The following is a 22,965-nucleotide window of genomic DNA, read 5'->3' on the forward strand; positions in this document are numbered from 1 at the left end:
GGTATGAATTAGGTATTGCTTGGTTGGAAGCAAGAGAAGATAATCACTTTTCAGAGTGGATAGGTGGCAGGTTGGCACTTTTTCTGAGTGTTCTTGTATAAAGTATATGAAAGAAGACCTCGTTACTCAGATTCTGCCACCGGTGAGGCTCACAAAATGTGATGACCTCGTATAGGAGTTTGGACCAACCAGTACTCTGATATATTGAAATGTGCAATTGGAGGAAAAATATGCGTCACATAGGCATTATACCAATAGTTTTACTGTTTGTTACTTGCAAGAAGGAAAATCGGAGTATATTCAAACGTTTCGCTTAAAAGACTTAAATGATTTTATCAGAAATCTTCAAGAAACAGATGAAATAGCTAACAGGCAATAGCTGTTTTTTTTATGACGCAGTGTCACCTTATGTTAAGAGCGTGGTCTCCTGGACAGTTTGAAGTTGTTCGTTGCTCTGTGAACAAAACGGACAAGCAAGATGCGCGAGCTATTGCTTTTTTTCTAAGCAAAGGTATGTTGCCTGAAGCAAAGCAAACAATGCAAGCAGTTAGCTTCTCTTCTTCAAACAAGAGACCAGTTACGGGTATCTTTAATCAATAAAATGCATGGTCTTTTTAATTACCATGGGATAAAAATTAAAAAGGAAGCACTTACAACTAAGGTGGGTGCTATTGGAAAGTATACTTGGGATCCTTTAGAAAAGGTTGAAATTGAAGTAATTAGCTATCATTTGGAAGCTATTCGGGAAATCTTAAAAAACTTGAGAGGGAAATTATAGCTTTTGCCAAACAGCTTCCTGAACCTTATCAGCATAAAAGGAATTGGCCCAATTTCTGCAGCTATTTTTATTGCAACAATTGGAGACATTAATGATTTTCATAGGCCTGAGAAACTTACTGCATATTTTGGAATTGTGCCACGAGTTTCTCAATCTAATCAACAGTGCACGATCGGAACAAACGTGATATTCTTTAGTGCAGTGTACTTGGGTTGCTATACGCTTATCTGAACAGCTTATGTAAAAAAAAAGCGTGGTTCTACTAAGGCTATTATTGCTACTGCCAGGAAATTTCTTACAACTATTTTCTATACTCTTAAAAATGACTGGGTTTTTAAAGATTTCACAAAATTTGAATTTTTTATTGGACAACAATCATAGGAGAAAAAGTGAAGAGAAAGAAAAGGCGTTTTTTTATAATAAAAATGTTTTTTCAAAAGGAGTAGTAATAACAAAAAGAAGAGAATATACAGTTGAGTTTAAATTAGAAGCTGTGTATTAAACAGCATAAGCATTCTGCTATTAATTATTGCATTCCTGAGCAATTTGATTCATTATTCTTTTTGTAAAAAATTTTCTTAACTTTCTCTCTACTTTTTCTGGGTAGGGCCACTTTAAAGGAAGTCTAATAGATGCTACATAGAAATCCAGATGAGTTCCTAAAGTCTATTCCAAAAGATAAGCGCATAATGTGCCTTGACATGGGAGAAAAGCAACTAGGCATAGCATTTAGCGATAAAACACAGCTTATAGCCACAGCTCATAGTGTATATTATAGGGAAAATATGAACAAAGATTTAGGTTATCTGCATAGAATATTCAAAGAAAATGAAGCTGGATCAATGGTAATAGGACTACCATTCAAAATGGACGAGCAAGAAACTAAATGGTGTAAAACCATAATCCAATTCGCAAATAAAATAATAAAAAAATATAAAGTAAATATATACTTACAAGACGAAAGCTTCTCAACATCTATCGCAACTCATACACTAAAAATTACTGGAATATCAATCACAAAATCGAAAAAAATAGATGATAAAATCTCCGCATGTATTATTTTGCAACGAACGTTAGACAAGATAAATACAATCAAATAGTTTTTTCAGATCTGGAAATCTTCAAACTGAATCTCATATAAAAGTTACTCAACAAAACAAGAACCTTTCGTATAAGCATGACAAATTGCTACAGCAAGAGCGTCAGCAGCATGGTGGCATTTTATACTCAAATTTTTAACTATTTGCTTCACCATAAATATAATCTGATCCTTATCAGCATGGCCATTTCCGGTAATGCTTTTTTTTACATAGTTTGCATCATATTCATTCATAGTTAGCTTTGTTATTTTTAACGCTAAAATTACAACCCCTCTTGCATATCCTAAAGTTAGTGAAGATTTAGGATTTTTATTAACAAAAATTTTTTCTACTGCAGCTTCATTCGGAGAATATTGAAATATTACTTTCTTTAATTGTTCAAAAATTATATGTAAGCGTTCACCTGTACCCAATTTACCATCAGTTGATATGGTACCGCCGCCCAAAAATTCAATATTATTTTTCTCGTTCAGGCTGATAATGGCCCAACCAGTCTTGCTTATCCCTGGATCTAGACCTATTATTTTAACCACTTAATAAACGCTTAACCAATAAATAAATAAAAATAAAAATATCCAGACTACATCTACAAAGTGCCAATACCAGGAGGCAAACTCAAAGCACAAATGGTCCTGAAGTGTAAATTGGCCTTTCCGTGCTCTAAATAAACACACTGATAAAAATATTATTCCTATTATAACGTGTGCGCAGTGAAAACCGGTAATCATATAAAAATTGGATGTATAAATAAGCTTTTCTCCTGTTTCTTGTAGAGAAAAACTCGCTTCATGATACTCTATTGCTTGCACTATTATAAAAAAAACCCCAAGCAATATAGTTATGGACAGCATTTTAATCATGCTCTTTTTATCATTTTCAAGTAAAGAGTGATTTGCCCAAGTAATTGTTGTACCAGAAAGCAATAATATTAATGTATTCATGAATGGTAGTGACCACGGATCAGGTGGCAAAATTCCCTCAGGGGGCCATTCAACTTTTTTTGCAGGAGAAAACGCCTCAAATAAAAAAACTGGATCAAGCCAGGCTTTAAAGAATGAACAAAAGAACACTATAAAAAATACGACCTCCGAGAGAATAAATAAGTACATTGCAAATTTGAGTCCATGTTTTACAATGGTAGTATGACATTTATCATAAATGGCCTCCCTTATTACATCTCTCCACCAGTAGAACAGCACCCCTGATACCGCGAAGATGCCTAAAGCTAAACCAAACATTCCGAAAATTTGTTTATGAAGCGCGCCAACTAATCCAAGTGCAAGAATAAGAATTGCTGCTGATATAGCAATTGGCCAAGGACTTGGGTCCACTAAATGAAAATCATGTTCTTTACTTTTCATAGCATTTTAAAAAATACTTACTAAGGATACAAATTAGCTTAAAATTGTCAATGTTCCTTAGGAAATTGATTGAATCTTGAAAAATTATATGCACCGTTCAAAAAATCTAACACAAATTGTGCAGTTATTCTAAACAACTCAAGCATTTTGCTCTTTTCATTTTCTCTTGCTCTGCTGCAATATCCATCAATAATATTTTCCAAAATAATGCATCCAGACTTTACTGAATCACTGTAACAAAAATTAAACCAATCCCTATATCTATTATTTTTTTTGAATCTATTTTTCATGCTATCAACGACAGTCTTGTATATAAACATGCAAGAATACAAAACCGTCATAGCCTCATAGGTATTACTATACGAGATGGATAAAAGAAAATTAGTGAAATTAAAACACTCAAGAGATTTCTTTCCACGACTTATACCGTACATAGTAAAGTAGTAGTCATATAGCACTCTATTAACAGTCACTACTCTTTGGGCTACTTCAGTAAGCGAGATAATACTACTATAATCTTCCATTCTGGATGCAGTAATTAAGGTGGTACGAATATAATCACCTAAGAACAACGCCTCTTGTTGAGTATAGAATTTGAAGTTCTCTATATTTAGGGTGTTATTCGCCAACTTAACATTAAAAGGATGCTCAATTATATCCTTTAAAAGATTTGACCCGTAACAGCTCCTAATTATGCCACTGAACACTATAGTTACCGATAAAGATCAAGTCAACGTAAATAATCCGCTGCTAATATTCTTTGCTAGATATATTAGAGTAATACACCTCATCCCAGAATATTACCTCAAGTTCTAATCCGTTACGAAAAAACTCGAGCATCTTTTTCTTTTCCTTATTACTAGATTCTCTATACAGCTTATTCACAATCTCAGTTATAGCATCAGCTGTGTTATCCACTATATTAGTATTATAGAGATTAATCCATTTTTTATACTTATTGCTTGAAGGAATGCTATCTTTTACCGTATGTTGAAAGGTGATCTGACACATACCAAAACATGGATAAGAAGCTGCTAAGCCTTCAGCTACTGAATTATGGTATGCAGCACGCATGAAGAAATCAATGAGGGCAGAACTAGATTTCGATCTTTTGTGGCTATCGGATGAGTTACATTCTGTAAACTGCTCCTCACATAGACTTCGCATACTGAATATTTTACGAGCTATAAAGGTTAATTTATCCATTGTTTCAATATCATTAGCTCTAGATGCAATAATTAAAAAAGCACGAGTGCAATCCACTAAGCATAAAAAAGTCTGTTGAACGTAGAACTTGAACTTCTTATAACTTAATTTGCCATTCATCAATTCAACATAAAAAGGATGTTCTTCTATTCTATCAATAAGATCAGATGATTCTTTTATAGCTATGCTACAAAATTCTTCTTTTATGTCATTATACATTGCATGAGCCTCACAATAAAAACTGAATATAATAATTATCACTAATATAGTATAATTATTATGAAAAAGCAATTATACTTTAACAATAAGCTAGTATATAAATGTGGGGCTGTAAATCAAAAATTTCAGCAACCTAAAGAAATTTTACTATTACCTTCTATATTGAATTCTCTACAAAGATCAGCAGACAAGTTCATGCTTTCCCAAGAAAATCCACCGTCATTTTCTGACTCTTTACCAAAATGTCCATAACAGGCTGTACGTTTATATATAGGATGATTAAGCGATAAATGCTTGATTATACCTTTTGTTGATAAATCCACACTATTCTCAATAAACTTTTTAATCTTTTTTTCATCTATCGTATTTGTACTAAATGTGTCAATATAGAATGAAGTAGGTTGTGATATACCAATTGCATAAGAAAGCTGCACAAGACAACGTTTAGCCAAACCTGCAAAGACAATATTTTTAGCAAGGTATCTTGCCATATAAGCTGCAGATCTATCAACTTTGGTTGCATCTTTTCCGGAAAACGCTCCTCCACCGTGTGGAATATAACCTCCATAAGTATCAACCATAATTTTCCGTCCGGTTAATCCACAATCACCAACCGGCCCACCAATAACAAATCTACCTGTTGGATTGACTAAGAGATTTTCCTCATGACACATCCATCCTTCAGGTAAAGATGAAACTATGTAAGGGTAAATTATTTCTTTTACTTTTGATTGATCCAAATCCTCAGGGTGCTGTATTGAGACAATAATACTTTCAGCACGTACCGGGAGGTTATTCTCATATGCCAAAGTGATTTGTGACTTTGCATCCGGACCAAGTTTTGCTTCTTTAACTGCGCTCATGATATTTTTCAGAATCGAGTGCGCATAAAAAATGGGAGCCGGCATAAGGTTTTCTGTCTCTGTTGTTGCATAGCCATACATTATGCCCTGATCTCCAGCACCTTGATCCAACCCTATTGCAATGTCATTTGATTGCTCATGTAATAATATATTTACCTTCACTTTTCTCCAGTGGAAACCATCATGCTCATAACCAATATCTTTTATTGTATTCCGTACAATACTTTCAATCCTGCTATTTTTGATGTTAGGTCCGAATACTTCCCCAGCTATAATAACGTTATCTTTGGTGACTAAAGTCTCTATTGCAGCTCGCGCAAAAGGATCAGTGAAAAGGTATTCATCAAGTATTGCATCTGAAATTTGATCTGCTACTTTATCTGGATGACCAGCCGCCACTGATTCACTGGTTACTAAATTTTTATATGAACTCATGCTTTAGGTTTCTGCTTATATAATACCAAAACCGCTATAAAAAACACAGTTAGTAATTACTAAATGGTGGGTCTGGGAAGAGTTGAACCTCCGACCTCACGCTTATCAGGCGTGCACTCTAACCACCTGAGCTACAGACCCATGATTTATTCAAGCTGAAGCTTTCATATTATCTGTAGGCAAGATATCAATAAAAGTCTTTTTATTTGCTGACCTTCTAAAGCTGACCCAGCCTTCTATTTTAGCAAAAATCGTATGATCTTTACCTATACCAACATTCTTTCCAGGATGGAATTTTGTGCCTCTTTGGCGCACAATTATGTTACCAGGAATAACCTTCCCATTCTTCTTTATTCCTAACCTACGACCTGCTGAATCTCTACCATTACAGGAACTACCACCTGATTTTTTAGTTGCCATATTTTACCTCTTACTTTTGAAGATTAATTTCATTGATACGAAGAACAGTTATATACTGCCTATGACCAGTTTTCCTACGGTAATTTTTTCTTCTTTTCTTCTTAAAGATTATAATTTTTTCTCCTCTACACTGCTCCAATACTTCAGCTTTAACAGTAGCATTAGATGAATAAGATAAGCCATTATTTGAAATACAAATCACCTTATTGATTTCCACCTCTTTTTTTTCTTCAGCTTCTAACTTCTCTACCTTTATTATACTGCCTTCTTTTACTAAATATTGCTTTCCACCAGTCTCAATTACTGCAAACATGATAAATATAAATTATTGTTATTAACTTTAATCGTAAACGATGTCATATATACTGTCAATATAAATAAAAAGCACGACTTAACGTTCTTTTTGAGCTACTAAAATACTTTTAAGTAAACTCGAGAACAGGGTTTGCATTATGATCTAAAAGTAATTCTACAAGCTCTTGCAACAGTTCTGTTATTAGGAAGATCTGCTATAATTACAGCGAATTACTTTATTTTCTTAATCACTTGTTTTTCTCTTGCTATTGCAAGGCTTTTCTCTGGCACGTTCTTAACTATAACACTGCCCGCTGCAATTATAGAGTCATCATAAACATTGAGCGGTGCAATGAGTGAGCTATTGGCGCCAACAAAGCAATTGCTCCCTATATTCGTTTCATATTTATTTTTCCCATCATAATTACAAACAATAGTGCCTGCTCCTATATTACTCCCCTGCCCTACTTTAGTATTTCCTATATAACTTAAGTGTTTTATTCTAGTGTTTTGACCAACTTCACTTGTTTTCACTTCCACAAAATTTCCTATTTTTGCCTTATTACCAATTGTTGTGTTTCCGCGTATTCTGGTAAATGGACCGACCTCAGCATTACTTTTAATTAAGCAGTTTTCTAAATGCAAAAATGGCAGTATTTTCGCACCAGACTCTATTTTCACTCCAGGACCAAAAAAAACGTATGGGTAAATCACTGAATCTCTGGCAATTTGCGTATCAAGAGAAAAGAAAACAGTCTCTGGCGCAACAAGCGTTACTCCGGCGTCGGTAAAAATTTTTCTTTTATTTTCTTGAAAGTAAAATTCAGCTTTTATAAGGTCATTTCTGTTATTTATTCCCGTTGCTTCTTCTCCACCCGTAATAACGTAACCGACATTTAAATTACTCTTCACTGCAATGGAAACTATATCGGTCAAATAATATTCATGAGTTGAGCTATTGCACTCTATTTTCTCCACCAATTCACGTAAATTCTTTGCATATGCAACCATTATTCCAGCATTGGCAAGAAACTCTTCATGATTATTTTTATCACTCTTTGCTTCTACGATTTCTCTTAAGGAACCATTCTCAATGATTAACCTACCATATTCTTTATTGCTTGCCCTAAAACCTAGGCAAACTAGAGCCTTGCCTTCTAAATAACCAATCATTTTAGTTATTGTGCTGCTTTTTATGAGCGGAGTATCTCCATACTGCACAACAACTATGTTCGAATCTGGCAATTCTTTCAGGTTTCTCATCGCAGTTTTGACTGCATCTCCCGTGCCGAGTGTTGATTCTTGTATAATTAACTGTATATCCTCAAAGCACTTTAGTCTTTCAATTAAAGGCTGATCAACTACAACAGCAATATTTTCAGGATTTAACTGTTTTGCATTGTAAATGACATGCTGAAGCATGGAAAAATTGCCTATTTCGTGCAGAACCTTAGGCAAATCTGAATTCATCCGCCTGCCATGTCCGGCAGCAAGTATGATGAAAGTATGAGCTTTATTTATCACTTATCTTAAAGATGAAAAATGAAAACCATAATGATCAAGCCAACTGATTTTGTTATCGTAAAAGCTTCTTAGGTCGCTGATTTGATATTTTAGCATTGCAAGCCTTTCTATACCAATGCCAAACGCAAAACCATTGTATTTAGTGCAGTTTATTCCAACATTTTGAAAGACATTTGGATGCACCATACCACATCCAAGCACTTCTATCCATTTACTACCTTTATAACTTATGTCCACTTCCGCAGAGGGTTCAGTAAAAGGGAAAAAACTATTACGAAAACGTATCTTCAGCCCTTTATCTCCAAAAAACTTATTAAGGAAGTGATGAATAGTAAATTTTAACTGGCCCATATTGACGTTTTCATCGACATATAACCCTTCTATCTGGTGAAACATAGGAGTATGAGTTGCATCAAAGTCATTTCTGTATACCCTACCAGGGGCTACTATTTTAATTGGGAAATTTTTTGTTTTTTCCATGGTTCTAATCTGCACAGATGAGGTGTGAGTGCGCAGTACCATTCTTTTATCGTTTATTTTATTCTTTAAGTAGAAGGTATCTTGCTCCTCTCGTGCAGGATGATGACTTGGAGTATTCAGTGCATCAAATACATGAAATTCATCTTCAATGTCAGGGCCATCAACTGCTTTAAAACCCATATGTGCAAAAATAAGCTTTACTTCATTTATAACTTTACTGAGTGGATGGATCTTGCCAATTTTTTCTGGTCTAACGGGCAACGTAATATCAACTGCCTCGTTCTGCAATTTAAAGTTAACTTCTTCTGTTTTTAGTACATTTCCCCTATTCATGATAAGATGATCTATCTTATCACGTAAAGCGTTAATAACTGCGCCTAAATCACGCTTTTTCTCTGCATTTTCTATCTTTTTTAAGTTATCAAAATAAGCTCTAACTACACCCTTTTTTCCCAAATATAATAGCCTAACTTTTTCTAAATCTTGCAAAGAAGAAGCATTCTCAATTTCAGAAACTGCTTTATCTTCAAGTGAAAGTATGTCATCTAATAACTCTTTATTCATCTTAAAATGCTGGCTTAAACTTTCATTATAGTGAAATTTTAAATATCATCAACAATCCGAAAAATTGCCCTATTCTGATTATTAATTTATTGACCGATTAATCTTTTTTATTTACCTTTGTGTTGATGAATTTGCTGTATCAACTATGCACAACAGTAACACTGAAACTAAGAATAAGTATAAAATAGAGGATTTACCTAAGCTCTTTAAGGAAAAATCCAAAAACATAAGTAAAGCATTTTCTAGCGAAACAATTAAGATCAGTACTATTCGCTCGAGAAGTATTGAAAGCAATATACAAAAATTTTCATTTGAGCTAACAGCAACAGATAAAGACACCTTTAATATAAGATTATTTAGAATAAACCCTTTAATTGATTTTTTCAAAATCTGCCTTCCTCAGGAAAAAAATTTTACAGTCAACATGAAAGTGCCGAAAGAAAGCAGTGAATTATATAATAACTACCGTAAAACTAACAGTTATAAAACTGTAGAAGAATTCATAAATAATGCTCCATCTAAAATTCTCTTACAAGGAGTAACAATAACACTACAAACAGATGCTAAAGACATTAACCTGGATAATTTGCACCAAATTGGGTCATTTTTAAACGAAAAGTCAAAACATGCAGAAAAAACTGAAAATGAAGACAAAAAAGAACAGAGTGAAACTAACCAAAAAAATGCACAAAATAGACAAATCGTACCAGTTACAGGCTCATTTGGCTTCGATGTAACAAATAATGGAAAACAAGTTACACGCGCTTCGATAGCAGTTGCTGCAATGCATGAAAACATTTTCTGGTTTAGATCTTTTTTCTGTCTACCCAATCTTTTTAATACGTCACAATTCTTTTCTCAACAATTGCCAAAATTTTCTATACAGAGCAACAATATACTATTTGGTGTCATTCCAGCGCTTGACGCTGGAATCCAGGAAAAAAGAAACATGGATCCAAGTAGTCAAGCTACTCGGATGACAGGGGGTAGTATAGAAAATCCAATACCTCAAGAAGCAGAACAGAATGTAGGTAAAACTACTTCGCACACAGAGTATTTTAAAGCTAATAGAAAAAAATCGAAAAAGCAATCTCAAGAACTACCAGAAGAAGAAAAACAATCTACCATAAAACAAGCACGAAATGATGCTAGAGTAGCTATGATAGATAACCAAATTGAGCACAGGGGGAAAAAACTCGATGAAATATTTATTGAAGTGATGAGTGGATACAAAAATCAAGATCCAGAAACATTTTGCAATATTTTCAGCTCAGTATTCAATATTGTTTACTTTCAAGATAAACAATTACATGAAATATTAGAGTCAGGTGAGATATCAGAAGTATTAGAAATACCACAACCAGCTGGCAAGTCTTTTTTTCCAAAAGAATATTTACAAAAGCAAGTATATAGAAAAAAAGAGCAATTGCTCAAATTAGTTTCAGGTGTTTATATACAACAACCTTCTCCACAACATGAAAATACTCCTCATAAATCTACAAACCCTTTACCAATTAAAGATCTTTCACCAGCAACAAATGAAGCTAAAACTCTACCACCTACTAACATTACACTCAAATCATCATTAAAAACTGTATTTTCCTCAAAAAAGGCTTATTTTTGTCTATTTATAATAGTAGCATCTGCATCAACACTTTGCTTATGGCATTTTCCGTTAGGAAAAGTGTCAATGTTAAAAGGATTAGTGCCACCAGAAAAAAGAGAAAGTATTGGGTTAGCATTGAACATAGGACTACCAATATTAATCGCGCTGTGTATTTTGAATTTAGCTCGCTTTATATATTCTGAATATTCTATAGAATCTGTTAAGCAAGTAAGTGAAAACGATCCCCTTTCTCACGCCTATAGCTAGTGCAGGCTCAGTTTTTCTACGTCATACCGCCGCGGTATCTCTAGATCCCGCTAACAAGCAGCGGGATGACGATTGTCGTTTAGCTACAAACGTTAAGAAATTTACCAAACGGAAAAAAAGGCAAAAGAAGCCCCGTGGTTGGCTAGTTACTTACATTATACTTTCAAGTATGGCGTTTTTTTATTCTAAACACTTAATAACCGCGATTCAGCTGCTTTTAAATGCAACTAATCTAAATTATAAACATTAAGAAATTTACTAAACAGAAAAAAAGGCAAAAGAAACCCTAGGGTAGCTAGTTATTCACTATCCATTTTTTAAGTTGGCGTTTTTTGATGTTTTAAATGCTTTATAAGCGTATTTCAGCTTGTGTAGGTAAAAACCTAGAAATTTGATAAAGACATAAGGTGCACATAGTGCAAAAAATTAAACATGAGACGCCAAATACGTTGAGTTTTTTTGTCATTTAATCTGTACAGAGAAGATAAATAAATAGCTTCAGTTTCATGATAAGGGGGCTGGCGAAGGGTGTCAAGTAAGTTTTTTCGTTTCTCAACGCGCTGCCAAAAACTATGCAAGAAGTCTATTGAAATCGCGTATATCGATCGTTGTAAAATCACACAATTGCTCTGTAGAGCTATGTCCTGTAATAATTACTATACCATTTTGCTCAGAGCGTATTGAGATTAGGTTCAGCACTAATTCACACGTCGCACTATCAAGATTACAAAATGGTTCATCTATCAGCCAAACGTTTGCATTAGAAATCAAGAGGCGGGCAAGCGCAACTCTTCTTCTCCAGCCTGCAGAAAGTTCGCCATATCTAATATTAAGTACAGGCTGTAACTGCAAGCAACAAACAGCTGCCACAATCAATTCCCTAGTATTTCGTATTCCTGCCCAGAATTCTATGTTTTGAGTAACAGTTAAGCTATCCTTGCAGGCATTTTTATGCCCTACGTAGACCATAGAAGGTATATAGGATTTTGGATCATCATATATGTCTTTTCCGCAGTGCCTTATATTGCCTGATACCGGCGGCAAAAGTCCAGATAAACTTCTAATTAAGCTGGTTTTACCACTACCATTTGGACCAGTGATTAGAATCTTTGATTTTGGCTCAGCTTTAAAGCTAAGATGTTTAAATAATACTTTGTTATTACGAGCGCAGGATAAATTTTCACATTCAAGCATGGATTATCTGCCCTTCCCCTTATGTTTACCTTGAGTTGAAGCCTGAGCTTTTACAAACAGCTCCCAAAATCCTTTCTGGCCGCCTTCTCTATGTATCAATTGTGCAAAACGCTGCATTAAACCATTACCCATCATAACCATCTTTGTCCATTTACCTACCGGTTTTGCTATGTCAACTATTTCTGGATCTTCTTTATAAACTTGCACATCTTTTTGTTTCTCGCGTAGCGTTTCTTGTTGTTTCAGCAACTCTTTTTGCTTATTTTTTTGATATAATTCATTGAATTTTCTGTCTTCTTCCCACTCCTCTTTAAAAACTTTTCTAGGAAATATGATTTTTCTAATGCGATTTTTGTATATTTTTCTCAAAAAGAGAAATACTGTAGCTACAGCAAGTAACGTTATGCTATATATTATGATCTGTGCAAGTGGCATTTCCTGTATCTAATTCATTAAAAATACCCTTATTATTATACCATAATTATAGAAATTGTGCAATTTTTTTGCGGGTAAAGACAGTATAAAAGTAATACTGCTCTATTTCGTAAATTGGACAAATACAGCTACAGATCAGGTCTTCCTACGTCATACCGCCGCGGCGCTAACACGTAGCGGAATGACGAGTTTTACGCTTATCAAATTATAGGTAAACCTGAATTACTTTAGCTATACCCGAATGAATGGGCTTGTATGTAGTAAGGTTTATTTCTATACTTTTTAAAGAATTTTGAAGTGAAACAAATATGAACTGCTACAAGACTCACACGTGTGAAGAATTAAGGAAGAACGACGTAGAAAAGGAAGTTACCCTCTCTGGATGGTTATACCGTAAGCGCGACCATGGTAACCTAATCTTTGTTGATTTAAGAGACTTCTATGGAATCACTCAACTAGTATTTAATAATGACAAAGACTTTTTTGATGAGATCTCAAATTTAAAATCAGAAAGTGTAATCACTGTTACAGGGATAGTCAAAGCTAGAACTGAAGATACGATAAACACCTCTATCGCAACCGGGGAAATTGAGGTTGTAGTTAGCAATTTGCACGTTGAATCGGAAGTCGAGTTCCACCGTGATGAAGAAATAGCGAAAGAAGAGAGAAGTATATTAGCGAGCATTGCTGGCGAACAAGAATACCCAGAAAATATGAGATTTAAATATCGGTTTCTTGATTTAAGGCGTGAAAAAGCCCGCAACAATATTATTCTGCGCTCACAAATTATTGCAGAACTCCGCAAGCTCATGATAGAGCAAGGGTTTTTGGAAATTCAGACTCCAATACTTACTGCTTCATCTCCTGAAGGTGCACGTGATTATTTGGTGCCAAGCAGACTAAATCTTGGTAAATTTTATGCATTGCCACAAGCTCCACAGATTTTTAAGCAATTGCTTATGGTTTCAGGGTTTGATAAATATTTTCAAATTGCACCGTGTTTCCGTGACGAAGACGCAAGGGCTGACCGTTCTCCGGGAGAGTTTTATCAGCTAGATCTTGAAATGTCTTTTGTGACTCAAGAAGACATCTTTCAGATTATTGAGTCTACCTTATATAAAGTGTTCGCTAAATTTTCTCGTAAGTCTGTTGATAAAGATTTTCCACGTATTACATATAAAGAGGCAATGCTCAAATATGGTTCTGATAAGCCAGATCTGCGCAATCCACTATTAATCAGCGATGTTACAGAAATTTTCCGTGATTCAGGGTTCAATATTTTCAAAAGCAATATTGAGCGTGGTATGGTAGTGAGAGCCATCCCTGCACCTAAAACAGCAGAGGAACCACGCAGCTTCTTTGATAAAAAAATAGAACATGCGCAAAAAGAATTCGGTGCTAAGGGTCTTGGATATATAACGTTTTATAAAGATGGTACTGCGAAAGGCCCAATTGCTAAATTTCTTGATGACAATAGGCTAAACCACATAAGAGAAATAACGAATGTAAAGCCTGGAGATAGTGTGTTTTTTGCTTCTGACAAAGAGAATGAGGCAGCAACAATTGCAGGAAAAGTGCGCACTCTTTTAGGGTCAGAATTAGGTCTTATAGATGATAATATCTTCAAGTTTTGTTGGATCATTGATTTTCCATATTTTGTGTATGACGATAAAAGCAAAAAAATTGATTTCTTTCATAATCCGTTTTCTATGCCACACGGCGGCTTGAAGGATTTAGAGGAAAAGAATCCACTCGATATCCTTGCTTACCAATATGATCTTGTTTGCAATGGAATAGAGTTGTCAAGTGGAGCAATTCGCAATAACAAACTGGACATCATGTATAAGGCCTTTGCCATTGCAGGTTATAGCCGGAGAGAAGTTGATACAAAATTCGGTGCACTTGTGCGTGCATTCAGATTTGGAGTACCACCTCACGGCGGAATAGCACCAGGGGTTGACAGAATGGTTATGCTGCTTGCTGATGAGCCAAATATTCGTGAAGTAATCTGTTTTCCTATGAACCAGCAAGGTGAAGATGTTCTAATGGGCGCCCCTTCCAAAGTGGACAATAAACATTTACGTGAACTGTTTTTGCAGGTCATTGAATGAAAAATTTTATAGCGAAGCAAATAGCATATTACATTATGGCAAATTGAAAATCATGAATAATATCCAAAAGGCAATACTATCAAGCATAATCTGCAATATGATTATATGGTATGAAGTAACTCTGTTTGGAGTTTTAACGCATATAATAAGCAACGTTTTTTTTCCTTCAGAAAGTAATTATTTAAGCACAATCAAATTTCTCGGTACCTTTGCAGTTGGCTTTGGATTTAGGCCACTTGGTGCATTTATTTTTGGCTACATTGGAGATAAATCTGGTAGAAGGAAAGTTTTACTTACTTCAGTGATATTAGTTTCAATACCATCTACTGTAATTGGAGTTATACCTGGGTATAAAGAAATAGGAATATTTTCTTCTATACTACTTCTATTGTGTAGAATCATGCAAGGAATGGCAGCGGGTGGAGAAACAAGTATCAACTCAGCCTTTTTAATAGAGCATTCAAGCGATAAAAAAAATCTAGGATTTCTAGGAAGCATGAAACCTTTTAGCGGCGCTCTTGGTTCTCTTACATGCTTTGTAATGATAGCTGTTTGCAAAAAGTTTACAGGTGAAAATTATGAAATTTGGGGCTGGAGATTGCCTTTCTATTTCTGTTTCATTATGGGCATAATAGGTTTTTTAACAAGATATATAATGGAAGAGAGCTTAGCATATAAAGTGCACGATCAAAATAAAAGCTTATCTAATTCTCCATTTTTAGAGTTAATCAGGGACTATAAAAAAGCATTTGTGATAGCAATTGGACTTGGTATTGCTCAAAATGCAATCGTTTATTCAGCAATCATGTTTTACAACATATCTGTAAAAGAACTTATTCTCTCAGGCATCAATATTAAAAATGTAGTAAGGATTATAGTTGAAATTACATTTGGAGCGTCTGCAGTGCTGTTTGCAATACTGTCTGATAAAGTTGGAAGAAAAAATGTAATGATTCCTACATTAGTAGCTCTAGCTTGCGCCGGTTTGCCGGCACTTTCGCTATTATCATATGATAACCACTATATTGTAACGCTCACTTTTCTATTGATAAGCGTACCGATAGGTGCATCTTTTGGAATATATAATTCTCTTGTCTGCGAGTTATTTCCAACGAAAGTTAGGTGCACGGGCTTTAGCCTCGCAAATAACATATCTGCAGGAATTTTTGGCGGCCTTTCTCCATCTGTATGCATATGGCTTATAGAAAAAACCGAAACAAAACTTGCAGCAGGCATTTATCTTACTGCCTGCGCATTAATTAGCCTAATATCTGTGCTTCAAATCAAAGCCAAAGACAGAAAAGTTGATTGGTGAAATCGTTTCAGTCGAAAAATAGCGCTTCAATAGACTTTTCAATGTGCTTAGGAATAGGAGCGGTAATAGTGATTTCTTTATTATTTGGTAATTTTAAAGATAAAGAATGTGAATGAAGGTGAATTTTACTTGCTACTCCATCAATAAAAGCTTTTTTACCACCGTATTTACCGTCACCAAGAATAGGGCAATTTATATGAGCTAAATGTGCACGTAACTGATGGGTTCTGCCGGTAATTGGTTGTAATTTTAAATAAGCAACATTGTGTTTGGATTTTGCTATAATTGAAAAATGCGTAATGGCATTTTGAGGTGAATTTTCATCAACAACTACCTTTTCTTGACCAGAAATATATTTTTTCGCCAATGGATAGTCTATTGTTCCACTATCCTTGCTCGGTATGCCAGAAGTCAATGCTAAATAAGTTTTTTTTACTCTTCGTCCTTTAAATTCCTCCATAAGGTATCTTGCAACATTAGCATTGCGTGCGAATATTATCACTCCACTCGTATCTCTATCTAGCCTATGGACAATTTTAAATGTTTCTCCCTCTCTTATTTGGTCAAGCAAATCACTAATACTAATCTTTACTTTTACGCCACCTTGAACGATGACCCCTGCGGGTTTGTTTATAGCTAATATATATTCGTCTTCATATAATATGTTCTCTCTTAGCAGATTCACTAACTTTTCATTATATTTGCGATCAGAATTAGCGTTTTCAATATAATTCAAGTGCTTCAGCGTTATAGTTTGCCCAGAGTTTACTCTGTCACTAGACTTTGCTTTGCAATCATCAACTTTGATTAATCCTTTCCTTAAAGATTTTTCAATTACAGATTGCTTTAGATCAGGAAAGATTCTTCTGATGTACCTATCCAGCCTAACGTTATCGTCTTCTACTGATATGGTTTTTATATTCTCCATTACTTTATTTGGATGTATGCTAATATCAGCTGTTTGCATGACATAAAATAAAGTATAGCACAAGATATAAACTCTTCGGCTACATGTGCTATTTATTTAGTAGATTAAATATGAAGTTTAAAACTCTGCTATTAACTTCCTGTAGAACTAGTGAAAACCAAACTTGCTTAAGACCACTTAATTAGTTATAGTTGTAAGTTTGAGGTACAGTGAAATGACAGCTTTTGTCCCTTTGATCATTTTTTTAATCTTATACCTTGGAAGTGGTGCTTATTTTTCTTTTATCGGAACTGATAATCCACTTCATCAGGTTTCACCAGTAATATGCTTGTTACCAGCACTATTTTTTGCTGTCTCACGTGGTACAAATAAAATTCAACATAACATAGATACTGTTATCAAGGGCATGGGTGACAAAAATACCCTTACTATGTGCTTGATTTTTCTATTTTCCGGAGCATTTTCTGCGGTTACTCAATCAATTGGTAGCGCAGACACTGTTGCTAATTTAATTCTTAATTTCCTTCCAGCACGATTACTACTTCCTGGAGTATTTTTGGCTTCTGCTTTTATTTCAACTGCGATTGGTACATCTATGGGAGTTGTTGCGCTGATGGTACCTATAGCTGTTAATCTGGCAAAAAGTGGAGCTTTTGGTCTTGAAATAGGAACTGCAACTGTAGTAGGTGGTGCTGTATTTGGCGATAACCTTTCGATGATATCTGATACCACCATTGCATCTGTTTCTTCACAGGGAGCTTCAGCAAAAGATAAACTTAAAATGAACTCTAAAGTTGCAATTATTGCCAGCATTATAACACTCACCTATCTGGCAGTAATTTCAAGTAGTACAAAAATTATTTCTATATCAAATTTAGATTATTATTCTATAATAAAAATTATTCCTTACATTTCTTTAATAATCATGGGGCTGCTTGAAGTCACCACTTTAGTAACAATAACTGTAAACATAATTATTGCTGGTGTGCTAGGAATAACTTTTTTTGACTATGCTATCATTCAATTTCCTCATGACGTGTATGACGGTTTCAAAAAAGTAAACGAGATAATGATATTTGCTCTATTTATCGGTGGGTTGAGCCATATAATGTACAAACAAGGTCAAAAAGCGTTGCATAAACTCATCGATGAAAGCAATATCACAAAAACTAAAGCTGAATTTGTGATAGCAGGAATTGCGTCTATGTTTACTACCTTGGTTGCCAATAATACCATTGCTATTTTACTAAGTGGTGGCATTGCAAAAAGACTCGCACAGAAACACGATATTGCACCATACCGCAGTGCATACTTATTAGATGTTTTTGCTTGTGCTACAAAAGGTATCTTACCTTATGGTTCTCAACTATTGCTGGCAGGTAGCATCGCCTTTGTATCACCTGTTTCTTTATTAACACAGGTATATTACTGCTTTATTTTAGCAGCAGTTACAATAGGCGAAATAATCATCAACAGCAGAAAAGAGAAACATCGTGCGGCTGCAACTTAGAGTTTCTCTTTTTTTACCCATAAGGAACGGAATTACTTGACACCCTCCGCCAGCCCCCTTATCATGAAACTGAAGGTATTCAGTTATCTTCATCTGTGCAGATTAAACAGCAAGAAAACAACGTAGTTGGCGTCTTATTTTTAATTTTTTGCACTATGTGCACCTTATGTCTTCACAATATTTCTAGGTTTTTACCTATATAAGCTGAAACGCGCTTATAAGTCGTTTAAGACAGTATAGTACGCCAATTTGCAGGATTAGAGAGTGACAACTAGCTAACACGGGGTTTCTTTTGCCTTTTTTTCTGCTTAGTAAATTTCTTAAACATTTAAACAAAGGTGAGTTGCATTTAAAAGCAGCTAAATTGCAGTGTTTAAGACTTAAAAAAACGCCAATACTGAAAATAGACAATTACTAGGGCTTCTTTTGCCTTTTTTTTCGTTTGGTAAATTTCTTAATGTTTATAGCTAAAAGAGCCCAAGAGAGGTGTCATTCCAGTGCCCCTGTGATGTCATTCCAGTGCTTGACACTGGAATGGCTTTGTTGCATAGCACCTTAAGCAGTGATGGTTTACGACAAATTTATGTAATGATTTCAAATTTAGCCATACCAATATCAGTGAATTTGTTGAGCAAATAGCACTTAATTAGTAATTCTTTTTCACGATTTACTTCAGATTTATTCCTAAAGCTAAATCCAAATACTTGCTTCAACCTTGAGAAAAATCCTTCTATGTAAGATCTCTTTCCATAAATTGCTTCCTTTTTCCACTCTTTTACACCATCTTGTCCATATAATTTTATTAACCTAATAGCAGCATTTCTGTCAGACATATAATCTATTTTTGAATGTTCTGCTGCATCCTTTTTTGGTAGAACTTTTGTCTTTATATCGTATTTCTTACACAATTTATAAAGTTTGTGCCTATCGTATGCCCTATCTGCATATAATGCTTTTATTTTGTGCTGAAAATTAACTTCTTCAAGCAAATCGCAAGCTCCATAGTGGTCAGAGTAGACGCCATTACTGTATCTTGCAGCTATAGCTTTTTTACTATTCACACTTAACATAACATGTAACTTTCTTACTTGCTCGTAGCTTCGGTACTTTCTATCTGCACTGTTTTCCTTACTGTGGCCAGGAGTGTTACTGTAAATGCTGATACTTGTGCTATCTATGATAATTTCAATATTTTCCATGTTGCTTTTATCAACCCTGCAATCATTTATCTTAATATTAAGTTTTTTAAACCTTCTTGATGCTTGTGAATAGCTGATAACTGCCAAATTTTTTCCTATTTGTTGCAGATATCCTTTTATAAACCCCACCGTTTGTCTTAAACCAATTCTAAAAAGATTGACAATTATATGCACCAAAATTACGACTTTATCACTGTAAATATAGTTGCCGCCCTGCATTTTTGGACTATTTTCATACCAATTTTCGATAGCTTCATCGATGTAACGAAAAATATTTCCCCTTTTTTCAAGGAATTTGTTATATTCGTTTTGGTTACTGACTTTCATTTTCTGTGGCATATTTTTTCTTCAACAGTTAAATGGTTATTTATAATGAATTTTGTCAGTAGCCACCAGATTTTTTCGGTTGCTATGCAACAAAGCCCACTGGAATCCAGTTTTCCATATAATCTCATCGAAAACGTTGTAACCACTTTCTATGCTAGTTTGCTTGTAAACAAGCAAACTTTCCTGGATCCCAGTGTCTGGGCACTGGGATGACAGCTAGCCTGACAATCGTCATCCCGCTGCTTGTTAGCTGATGAGATACCGCGGCGGTATGACGGTTCGCGGTGGCATCCTCGTCATCCCGCTACGTGTTAGCGGCTAAGAGATACCGTGACGGTATGACGGTTCGTGACAGTATGACGGTTCACGGCAGTATGACGATAAGCTCGTCATCCCGCTGCTTGTTAGCGGCTAAAAGATACTGCGGCGGTATGACGTAGGACCGCTGTCATCCTGCTTTGTTAGCGGATGAGATACCGCGGCGGTATGACGGTTCGTGGCGGTATGACGTTAGCTATTGTGCTACACCTTTCCCCTTTCCCCTGAAACTAAAATCTATATACTTAACTTTAGGAACTTCAAAATACGATGCGATCTAATATTAGGCAGTTATTTTACTATATAAAGCCTAATCTATCTTATTTCATCATAGCTTTTATTGCAGTTTTATTTTCAGCCTTAACGATCCTCCTCTTTGGCAGAGGCTTAAGCAATATAATTGATTCTGGTACAGAGCACGATTTTACTACCAAACTATTAGTTGCAATACTTATAGTTTTAGCCATTTCTCTCACTGCATTTACTCGGTTATATTTCATTGGCATTGGCAGCGAGAAAGTTATCGCAAGAATCAGATATGACTTATATAGCAGTATCACTGACTTGCAACCAAGTTTCTTTGAGAACACAGGCGTACAAGATGTTATCTCAGCGTTGATTACTGATACCTCTATGCTGCAATCAATAATAAACAGCAGCTTACTAACCATATTACGAAATTTTGTGATTCTGATTGGTAGTGTTGCCATGTTATTATATACAAATATACAACTAACTGCGTATGCAGTCGCAATAATACCTATACTACTCATTATCATGACCTCACTTGGAAAAAAAGTGCGTAGCTATGCACGCTTTGCCCAGGATAAATTAAGTGAGCTTGCGTCATTTAGTGAGGAAAATTTTCGATCTATAGTGACTATCAAATCGTTTGTACTCGAAGAAAATGAAAAAACCCGTTTTAAGGAGTATTTAAACTCAGTATCAAAATCATACGTAAAATTAGTACTCTTGCGTGCTATTCTAGTAACTCTAGTTATCACGTGTGTGATAGGTTCACTAGTTGTTTTGCTCTTTTTTGGTATTAAAGAAGTCTTAAGCAATAATATAACTATTGGAAAACTCTCCTCATTTGTGTTTTATTCAGCGCTCGCAGCAGGAGCTATAAATAATTTGAGCGATAATATCAGTGATTTACAACGAGGTCTTGGAATAGTAGAGCGTTTATTTGAATTTAAAAATATGAAAAGCTCTATAGCAGATCCCGACGATCCTATAAAAATTTGTAGTGTTCAAAAAGGAATTTCGTTTAATGGCGTAACATTTTTTTATGCTGATAAGCCAGCATTAGATAACGTATCATTTTCTATAGAGGCAGGTCAAGCAGTATCAATTGTTGGACCATCTGGCAGTGGTAAAAGCACCATTTTAAAGCTTCTGCTCCGTTTTCATGATCCAAATAAAGGTAGCATTACTATCGATGGGCACAATATTAAGTCAATTGCGCTAAATGACCTCAGATCGTTGTTTGGCTTAGTGCCACAAGATCACATGATATTTTCTTGCTCAATAATGGAAAATATACTATATGGCAAACCGGGTGCTGAATATGAGGAAGTAAGGCAAGCAGCTATCGGTGCTTATGCGATGGAATTTATTGATAAGCTGCCTGATAAATTTGATACATTTGTAGGAAAAAGAGGGTTAAAACTTTCTGAAGGACAAAAACAACGTATTGTAATAGCAAGAGCCATACTCAAAAACCCTCAGGTTTTAATACTGGATGAAGCAACCTCCGCACTTGATTATGAAAGTGAAAACCTCGTGCAAAAAGCATTGAGCAAGTTAATGCAAAACAGAACAACAATCGTAATTACACACAGATTATCAACCGCACTTAAAACTGACAAGATTATAGTAATTAATCATGGAAAAGTAGAAGAAGTAGGAACTCATGACTCTCTAATGAGTAAAGACGGGCTATATGCAAAACTGGCGAAGATACAGTGGAATTGAAAGAAAATTTAAATCATACCGTTAGTTGATATGCTAGATTTATAATCACAATTATTAAATCTTTAATTATTGTGATTTATAATAACATCATAGTATTTTTTTAAGGATTATTATGTTTTCTCATTGCAGTAATTTACCAAAACTACCATTTACGGGTTATAATTTGCCAGCTTTACCAGCACCAGTATCGAACTGTGCACAAGCTTGTGCACCTGCATACGCACCTTGTGCTACTAATTCGTGCCACAATCATTTTAACTCATATCATAACTATTATGACACATGTCATAATCCTTGTGATGAATTTGGGTTTTTTTGCTAGAGGATTGTTTTTAAACAACTCATAAACGCATGTCTAGCTATACATGCTTCCAAGAGCACATGGTTTCCCATGTGCTTCACATTTTGCTTGAAAATATAATAAACAGGTGCTTACTTATTATTCACAGTAACCATATATTACAATTTATTTCAGCAACACGACTAATTTGACTACTGACAGCTTCTTCTTGGAATCTTATCATTATTCTACCA

23 protein-coding genes, 1 tRNA gene and 1 pseudogene are annotated in these 22,965 nt (G+C 35.0%); 10 read left to right on the forward strand and 15 right to left on the reverse strand.

Translation table 11 applies throughout. The features are described from left to right. Nucleotides 1-217 precede the first annotated feature (217 nt). From ACJZL1_RS01090 to ruvX, 3 genes and pseudogenes are all read left to right on the forward strand, one after another. Nucleotides 218-1,159 (forward strand): annotated as a pseudogene (locus ACJZL1_RS01090) (IS110 family transposase). After that, nucleotides 1,143-1,280, forward strand: coding sequence for a hypothetical protein (locus ACJZL1_RS01095; RefSeq protein WP_419247536.1), 138 nt, complete (start codon nt 1,143-1,145; stop codon nt 1,278-1,280). Before ACJZL1_RS01090 ends, ACJZL1_RS01095 begins: the two are co-directional and overlap by 17 nt. A gap of 130 nt (nt 1,281-1,410) precedes the next feature. After that, nucleotides 1,411-1,878, forward strand: coding sequence for a Holliday junction resolvase RuvX (gene ruvX / locus ACJZL1_RS01100; RefSeq protein WP_265025484.1), 468 nt, complete (start codon nt 1,411-1,413; stop codon nt 1,876-1,878). A 44-nt stretch (nt 1,879-1,922) separates the two neighbouring features. On the opposite strand, the gene ruvC is transcribed toward ruvX, so the two are convergent. The 10 genes from ruvC to pheS all read right to left on the reverse strand — a co-directional run bounded on the left by ruvC (nt 1,923) and on the right by pheS (nt 9,244). Beyond that, nucleotides 1,923-2,411 carry a crossover junction endodeoxyribonuclease RuvC gene (ruvC, locus tag ACJZL1_RS01105; protein WP_253309367.1) on the reverse strand — a complete coding sequence of 163 codons (489 nt, stop codon included), beginning with the start codon at nt 2,409-2,411 and terminating at the stop codon, nt 1,923-1,925. Continuing rightward, on the reverse strand, nt 2,412-3,239 hold the full coding sequence (locus tag ACJZL1_RS01110) for a cytochrome c oxidase subunit 3 (RefSeq protein WP_265025485.1): 828 nt from the start codon (nt 3,237-3,239) through the stop codon (nt 2,412-2,414). 47 nt (nt 3,240-3,286) lie between these two features. Then, nucleotides 3,287-3,868 carry a TenA family protein gene (locus ACJZL1_RS01115; RefSeq protein ID WP_419247317.1) on the reverse strand — a complete coding sequence of 194 codons (582 nt, stop codon included), beginning with the start codon at nt 3,866-3,868 and terminating at the stop codon, nt 3,287-3,289. Between the two features lie 121 nt (nt 3,869-3,989). Next, the gene (locus ACJZL1_RS01120) at nt 3,990-4,664 is read right to left on the reverse strand and encodes a TenA family protein (RefSeq protein ID WP_419247318.1); all 675 of its coding nucleotides are present in this window, start codon (nt 4,662-4,664) and stop codon (nt 3,990-3,992) included. 125 nt (nt 4,665-4,789) lie between these two features. Next, the gene (gene metK, locus ACJZL1_RS01125; RefSeq protein WP_265034320.1) at nt 4,790-5,962 is read right to left on the reverse strand and encodes a methionine adenosyltransferase; all 1,173 of its coding nucleotides are present in this window, start codon (nt 5,960-5,962) and stop codon (nt 4,790-4,792) included. A gap of 64 nt (nt 5,963-6,026) precedes the next feature. Further along, a tRNA-Ile gene (locus ACJZL1_RS01130) sits at nt 6,027-6,103 on the reverse strand. A gap of 9 nt (nt 6,104-6,112) precedes the next feature. Continuing rightward, nucleotides 6,113-6,382, reverse strand: a complete 270-nt coding sequence (rpmA, locus tag ACJZL1_RS01135) for a 50S ribosomal protein L27 (protein WP_010082252.1) — start codon at nt 6,380-6,382, stop codon at nt 6,113-6,115. Between the two features lie 10 nt (nt 6,383-6,392). Further along, nucleotides 6,393-6,695, reverse strand: coding sequence for a 50S ribosomal protein L21 (gene rplU, locus ACJZL1_RS01140; RefSeq protein ID WP_182366585.1), 303 nt, complete (start codon nt 6,693-6,695; stop codon nt 6,393-6,395). Between the two features lie 212 nt (nt 6,696-6,907). Then, entirely contained in the window at nt 6,908-8,200 is a 1,293-nt protein-coding gene (glmU, locus tag ACJZL1_RS01145) for a bifunctional UDP-N-acetylglucosamine diphosphorylase/glucosamine-1-phosphate N-acetyltransferase GlmU (RefSeq protein ID WP_419247319.1), read from the reverse strand. Then, nucleotides 8,201-9,244 (reverse strand): phenylalanine--tRNA ligase subunit alpha, encoded by a 1,044-nt coding sequence (gene pheS / locus ACJZL1_RS01150; RefSeq protein WP_419247320.1) that lies wholly within the window; start codon nt 9,242-9,244, stop codon nt 8,201-8,203. Nucleotides 9,245-9,389: 145 nt separating this feature from the next. On the opposite strand from pheS, the gene ACJZL1_RS01155 reads away from it, so the two are divergent. Next, complete coding sequence (locus ACJZL1_RS01155; protein ID WP_419247321.1) at nt 9,390-11,117, forward strand: hypothetical protein; 1,728 nt, start codon at nt 9,390-9,392, stop codon at nt 11,115-11,117. Nucleotides 11,118-11,687: 570 nt separating this feature from the next. On the opposite strand, the gene ccmA is transcribed toward ACJZL1_RS01155, so the two are convergent. After that, nucleotides 11,688-12,311 carry a heme ABC exporter ATP-binding protein CcmA gene (gene ccmA / locus ACJZL1_RS01160; RefSeq protein ID WP_265025494.1) on the reverse strand — a complete coding sequence of 208 codons (624 nt, stop codon included), beginning with the start codon at nt 12,309-12,311 and terminating at the stop codon, nt 11,688-11,690. A gap of 3 nt (nt 12,312-12,314) precedes the next feature. Beyond that, a complete protein-coding gene (locus ACJZL1_RS01165; protein WP_265025495.1) occupies nt 12,315-12,746 on the reverse strand; it encodes a hypothetical protein in 432 nt (143 codons plus the stop codon). 308 nt (nt 12,747-13,054) lie between these two features. On the opposite strand from ACJZL1_RS01165, the gene aspS reads away from it, so the two are divergent. Then, entirely contained in the window at nt 13,055-14,857 is a 1,803-nt protein-coding gene (gene aspS, locus ACJZL1_RS01170) for an aspartate--tRNA ligase (protein ID WP_419247322.1), read from the forward strand. A 52-nt stretch (nt 14,858-14,909) separates the two neighbouring features. Next, on the forward strand, nt 14,910-16,172 hold the full coding sequence (locus ACJZL1_RS01175) for an MFS transporter (protein WP_265035654.1): 1,263 nt from the start codon (nt 14,910-14,912) through the stop codon (nt 16,170-16,172). Between the two features lie 7 nt (nt 16,173-16,179). Here the strand turns inward: ACJZL1_RS01175 and ACJZL1_RS01180 are convergent, their stop codons facing one another. Then, nucleotides 16,180-17,139, reverse strand: a complete 960-nt coding sequence (locus tag ACJZL1_RS01180; protein ID WP_265034314.1) for an RluA family pseudouridine synthase — start codon at nt 17,137-17,139, stop codon at nt 16,180-16,182. Between the two features lie 175 nt (nt 17,140-17,314). Here ACJZL1_RS01180 and ACJZL1_RS01185 point away from each other — a divergent pair, with 175 nt between their 5' ends. Beyond that, complete coding sequence (locus ACJZL1_RS01185) at nt 17,315-18,610, forward strand: Na+/H+ antiporter NhaC family protein (protein ID WP_353284978.1); 1,296 nt, start codon at nt 17,315-17,317, stop codon at nt 18,608-18,610. 581 nt (nt 18,611-19,191) lie between these two features. Here the strand turns inward: ACJZL1_RS01185 and ACJZL1_RS01190 are convergent. Together ACJZL1_RS01190 and ACJZL1_RS01195 are read right to left on the reverse strand one after the other, a co-directional pair. Further along, a complete protein-coding gene (locus tag ACJZL1_RS01190) occupies nt 19,192-20,148 on the reverse strand; it encodes an IS5 family transposase (RefSeq protein WP_264735368.1) in 957 nt (318 codons plus the stop codon). Further along, complete coding sequence (locus ACJZL1_RS01195) at nt 20,133-20,264, reverse strand: hypothetical protein (protein ID WP_419247323.1); 132 nt, start codon at nt 20,262-20,264, stop codon at nt 20,133-20,135. The genes ACJZL1_RS01190 and ACJZL1_RS01195 overlap by 16 nt, the downstream gene beginning before the upstream one ends. A 156-nt stretch (nt 20,265-20,420) precedes the next feature. Here ACJZL1_RS01195 and ACJZL1_RS01200 point away from each other — a divergent pair, with 156 nt between their 5' ends. The 3 genes from ACJZL1_RS01200 to ACJZL1_RS01210 are packed head-to-tail and all read left to right on the forward strand — an operon-like array spanning nt 20,421 to nt 22,431. After that, nucleotides 20,421-20,576 (forward strand): hypothetical protein, encoded by a 156-nt coding sequence (locus ACJZL1_RS01200; RefSeq protein ID WP_419247324.1) that lies wholly within the window; start codon nt 20,421-20,423, stop codon nt 20,574-20,576. A gap of 18 nt (nt 20,577-20,594) precedes the next feature. After that, nucleotides 20,595-20,735 carry a hypothetical protein gene (locus tag ACJZL1_RS01205; protein ID WP_353284972.1) on the forward strand — a complete coding sequence of 47 codons (141 nt, stop codon included), beginning with the start codon at nt 20,595-20,597 and terminating at the stop codon, nt 20,733-20,735. Next, nucleotides 20,725-22,431, forward strand: a complete 1,707-nt coding sequence (locus tag ACJZL1_RS01210; RefSeq protein WP_419247325.1) for an ABC transporter ATP-binding protein — start codon at nt 20,725-20,727, stop codon at nt 22,429-22,431. The genes ACJZL1_RS01205 and ACJZL1_RS01210 overlap by 11 nt, the downstream gene beginning before the upstream one ends. The last annotated feature ends 534 nt before the right edge of the window (nt 22,432-22,965 follow it).

Source organism: Wolbachia endosymbiont of Rhagoletis indifferens, from assembly GCF_048537595.1.
In the GTDB taxonomy this organism is placed as follows: domain Bacteria; phylum Pseudomonadota; class Alphaproteobacteria; order Rickettsiales; family Anaplasmataceae; genus Wolbachia.

Excerpts from the sequence above, each read along its gene's own strand:
- ACJZL1_RS01120 (WP_419247318.1), bottom strand. The coding sequence starts at position 4,664 with ATGTATAATGACATAAAAGAAGAATTTTGTAGCATAGCTATAAAAGAA.
- metK (WP_265034320.1), bottom strand. The coding sequence starts at position 5,962 with ATGAGTTCATATAAAAATTTAGTAACCAGTGAATCAGTGGCGGCTGGT.
- rpmA (WP_010082252.1), bottom strand. The coding sequence starts at position 6,382 with ATGGCAACTAAAAAATCAGGTGGTAGTTCCTGTAATGGTAGAGATTCA.
- ACJZL1_RS01190 (WP_264735368.1), bottom strand. The coding sequence starts at position 20,148 with ATGCCACAGAAAATGAAAGTCAGTAACCAAAACGAATATAACAAATTC.
- ACJZL1_RS01195 (WP_419247323.1), bottom strand. The coding sequence starts at position 20,264 with ATGAGATTATATGGAAAACTGGATTCCAGTGGGCTTTGTTGCATAGCA.
- ACJZL1_RS01165 (WP_265025495.1), bottom strand. The coding sequence starts at position 12,746 with ATGCCACTTGCACAGATCATAATATATAGCATAACGTTACTTGCTGTA.
- ccmA (WP_265025494.1), bottom strand. The coding sequence starts at position 12,311 with ATGCTTGAATGTGAAAATTTATCCTGCGCTCGTAATAACAAAGTATTA.
- ACJZL1_RS01210 (WP_419247325.1), top strand. The coding sequence starts at position 20,725 with ATGCGATCTAATATTAGGCAGTTATTTTACTATATAAAGCCTAATCTA.
- ACJZL1_RS01185 (WP_353284978.1), top strand. The coding sequence starts at position 17,315 with ATGACAGCTTTTGTCCCTTTGATCATTTTTTTAATCTTATACCTTGGA.
- ACJZL1_RS01110 (WP_265025485.1), bottom strand. The coding sequence starts at position 3,239 with ATGAAAAGTAAAGAACATGATTTTCATTTAGTGGACCCAAGTCCTTGG.
- ACJZL1_RS01155 (WP_419247321.1), top strand. The coding sequence starts at position 9,390 with ATGCACAACAGTAACACTGAAACTAAGAATAAGTATAAAATAGAGGAT.
- ACJZL1_RS01180 (WP_265034314.1), bottom strand. The coding sequence starts at position 17,139 with ATGCAAACAGCTGATATTAGCATACATCCAAATAAAGTAATGGAGAAT.
- pheS (WP_419247320.1), bottom strand. The coding sequence starts at position 9,244 with ATGAATAAAGAGTTATTAGATGACATACTTTCACTTGAAGATAAAGCA.
- ACJZL1_RS01175 (WP_265035654.1), top strand. The coding sequence starts at position 14,910 with ATGAATAATATCCAAAAGGCAATACTATCAAGCATAATCTGCAATATG.
- aspS (WP_419247322.1), top strand. The coding sequence starts at position 13,055 with ATGAACTGCTACAAGACTCACACGTGTGAAGAATTAAGGAAGAACGAC.
- ruvX (WP_265025484.1), top strand. The coding sequence starts at position 1,411 with ATGCTACATAGAAATCCAGATGAGTTCCTAAAGTCTATTCCAAAAGAT.
- rplU (WP_182366585.1), bottom strand. The coding sequence starts at position 6,695 with ATGTTTGCAGTAATTGAGACTGGTGGAAAGCAATATTTAGTAAAAGAA.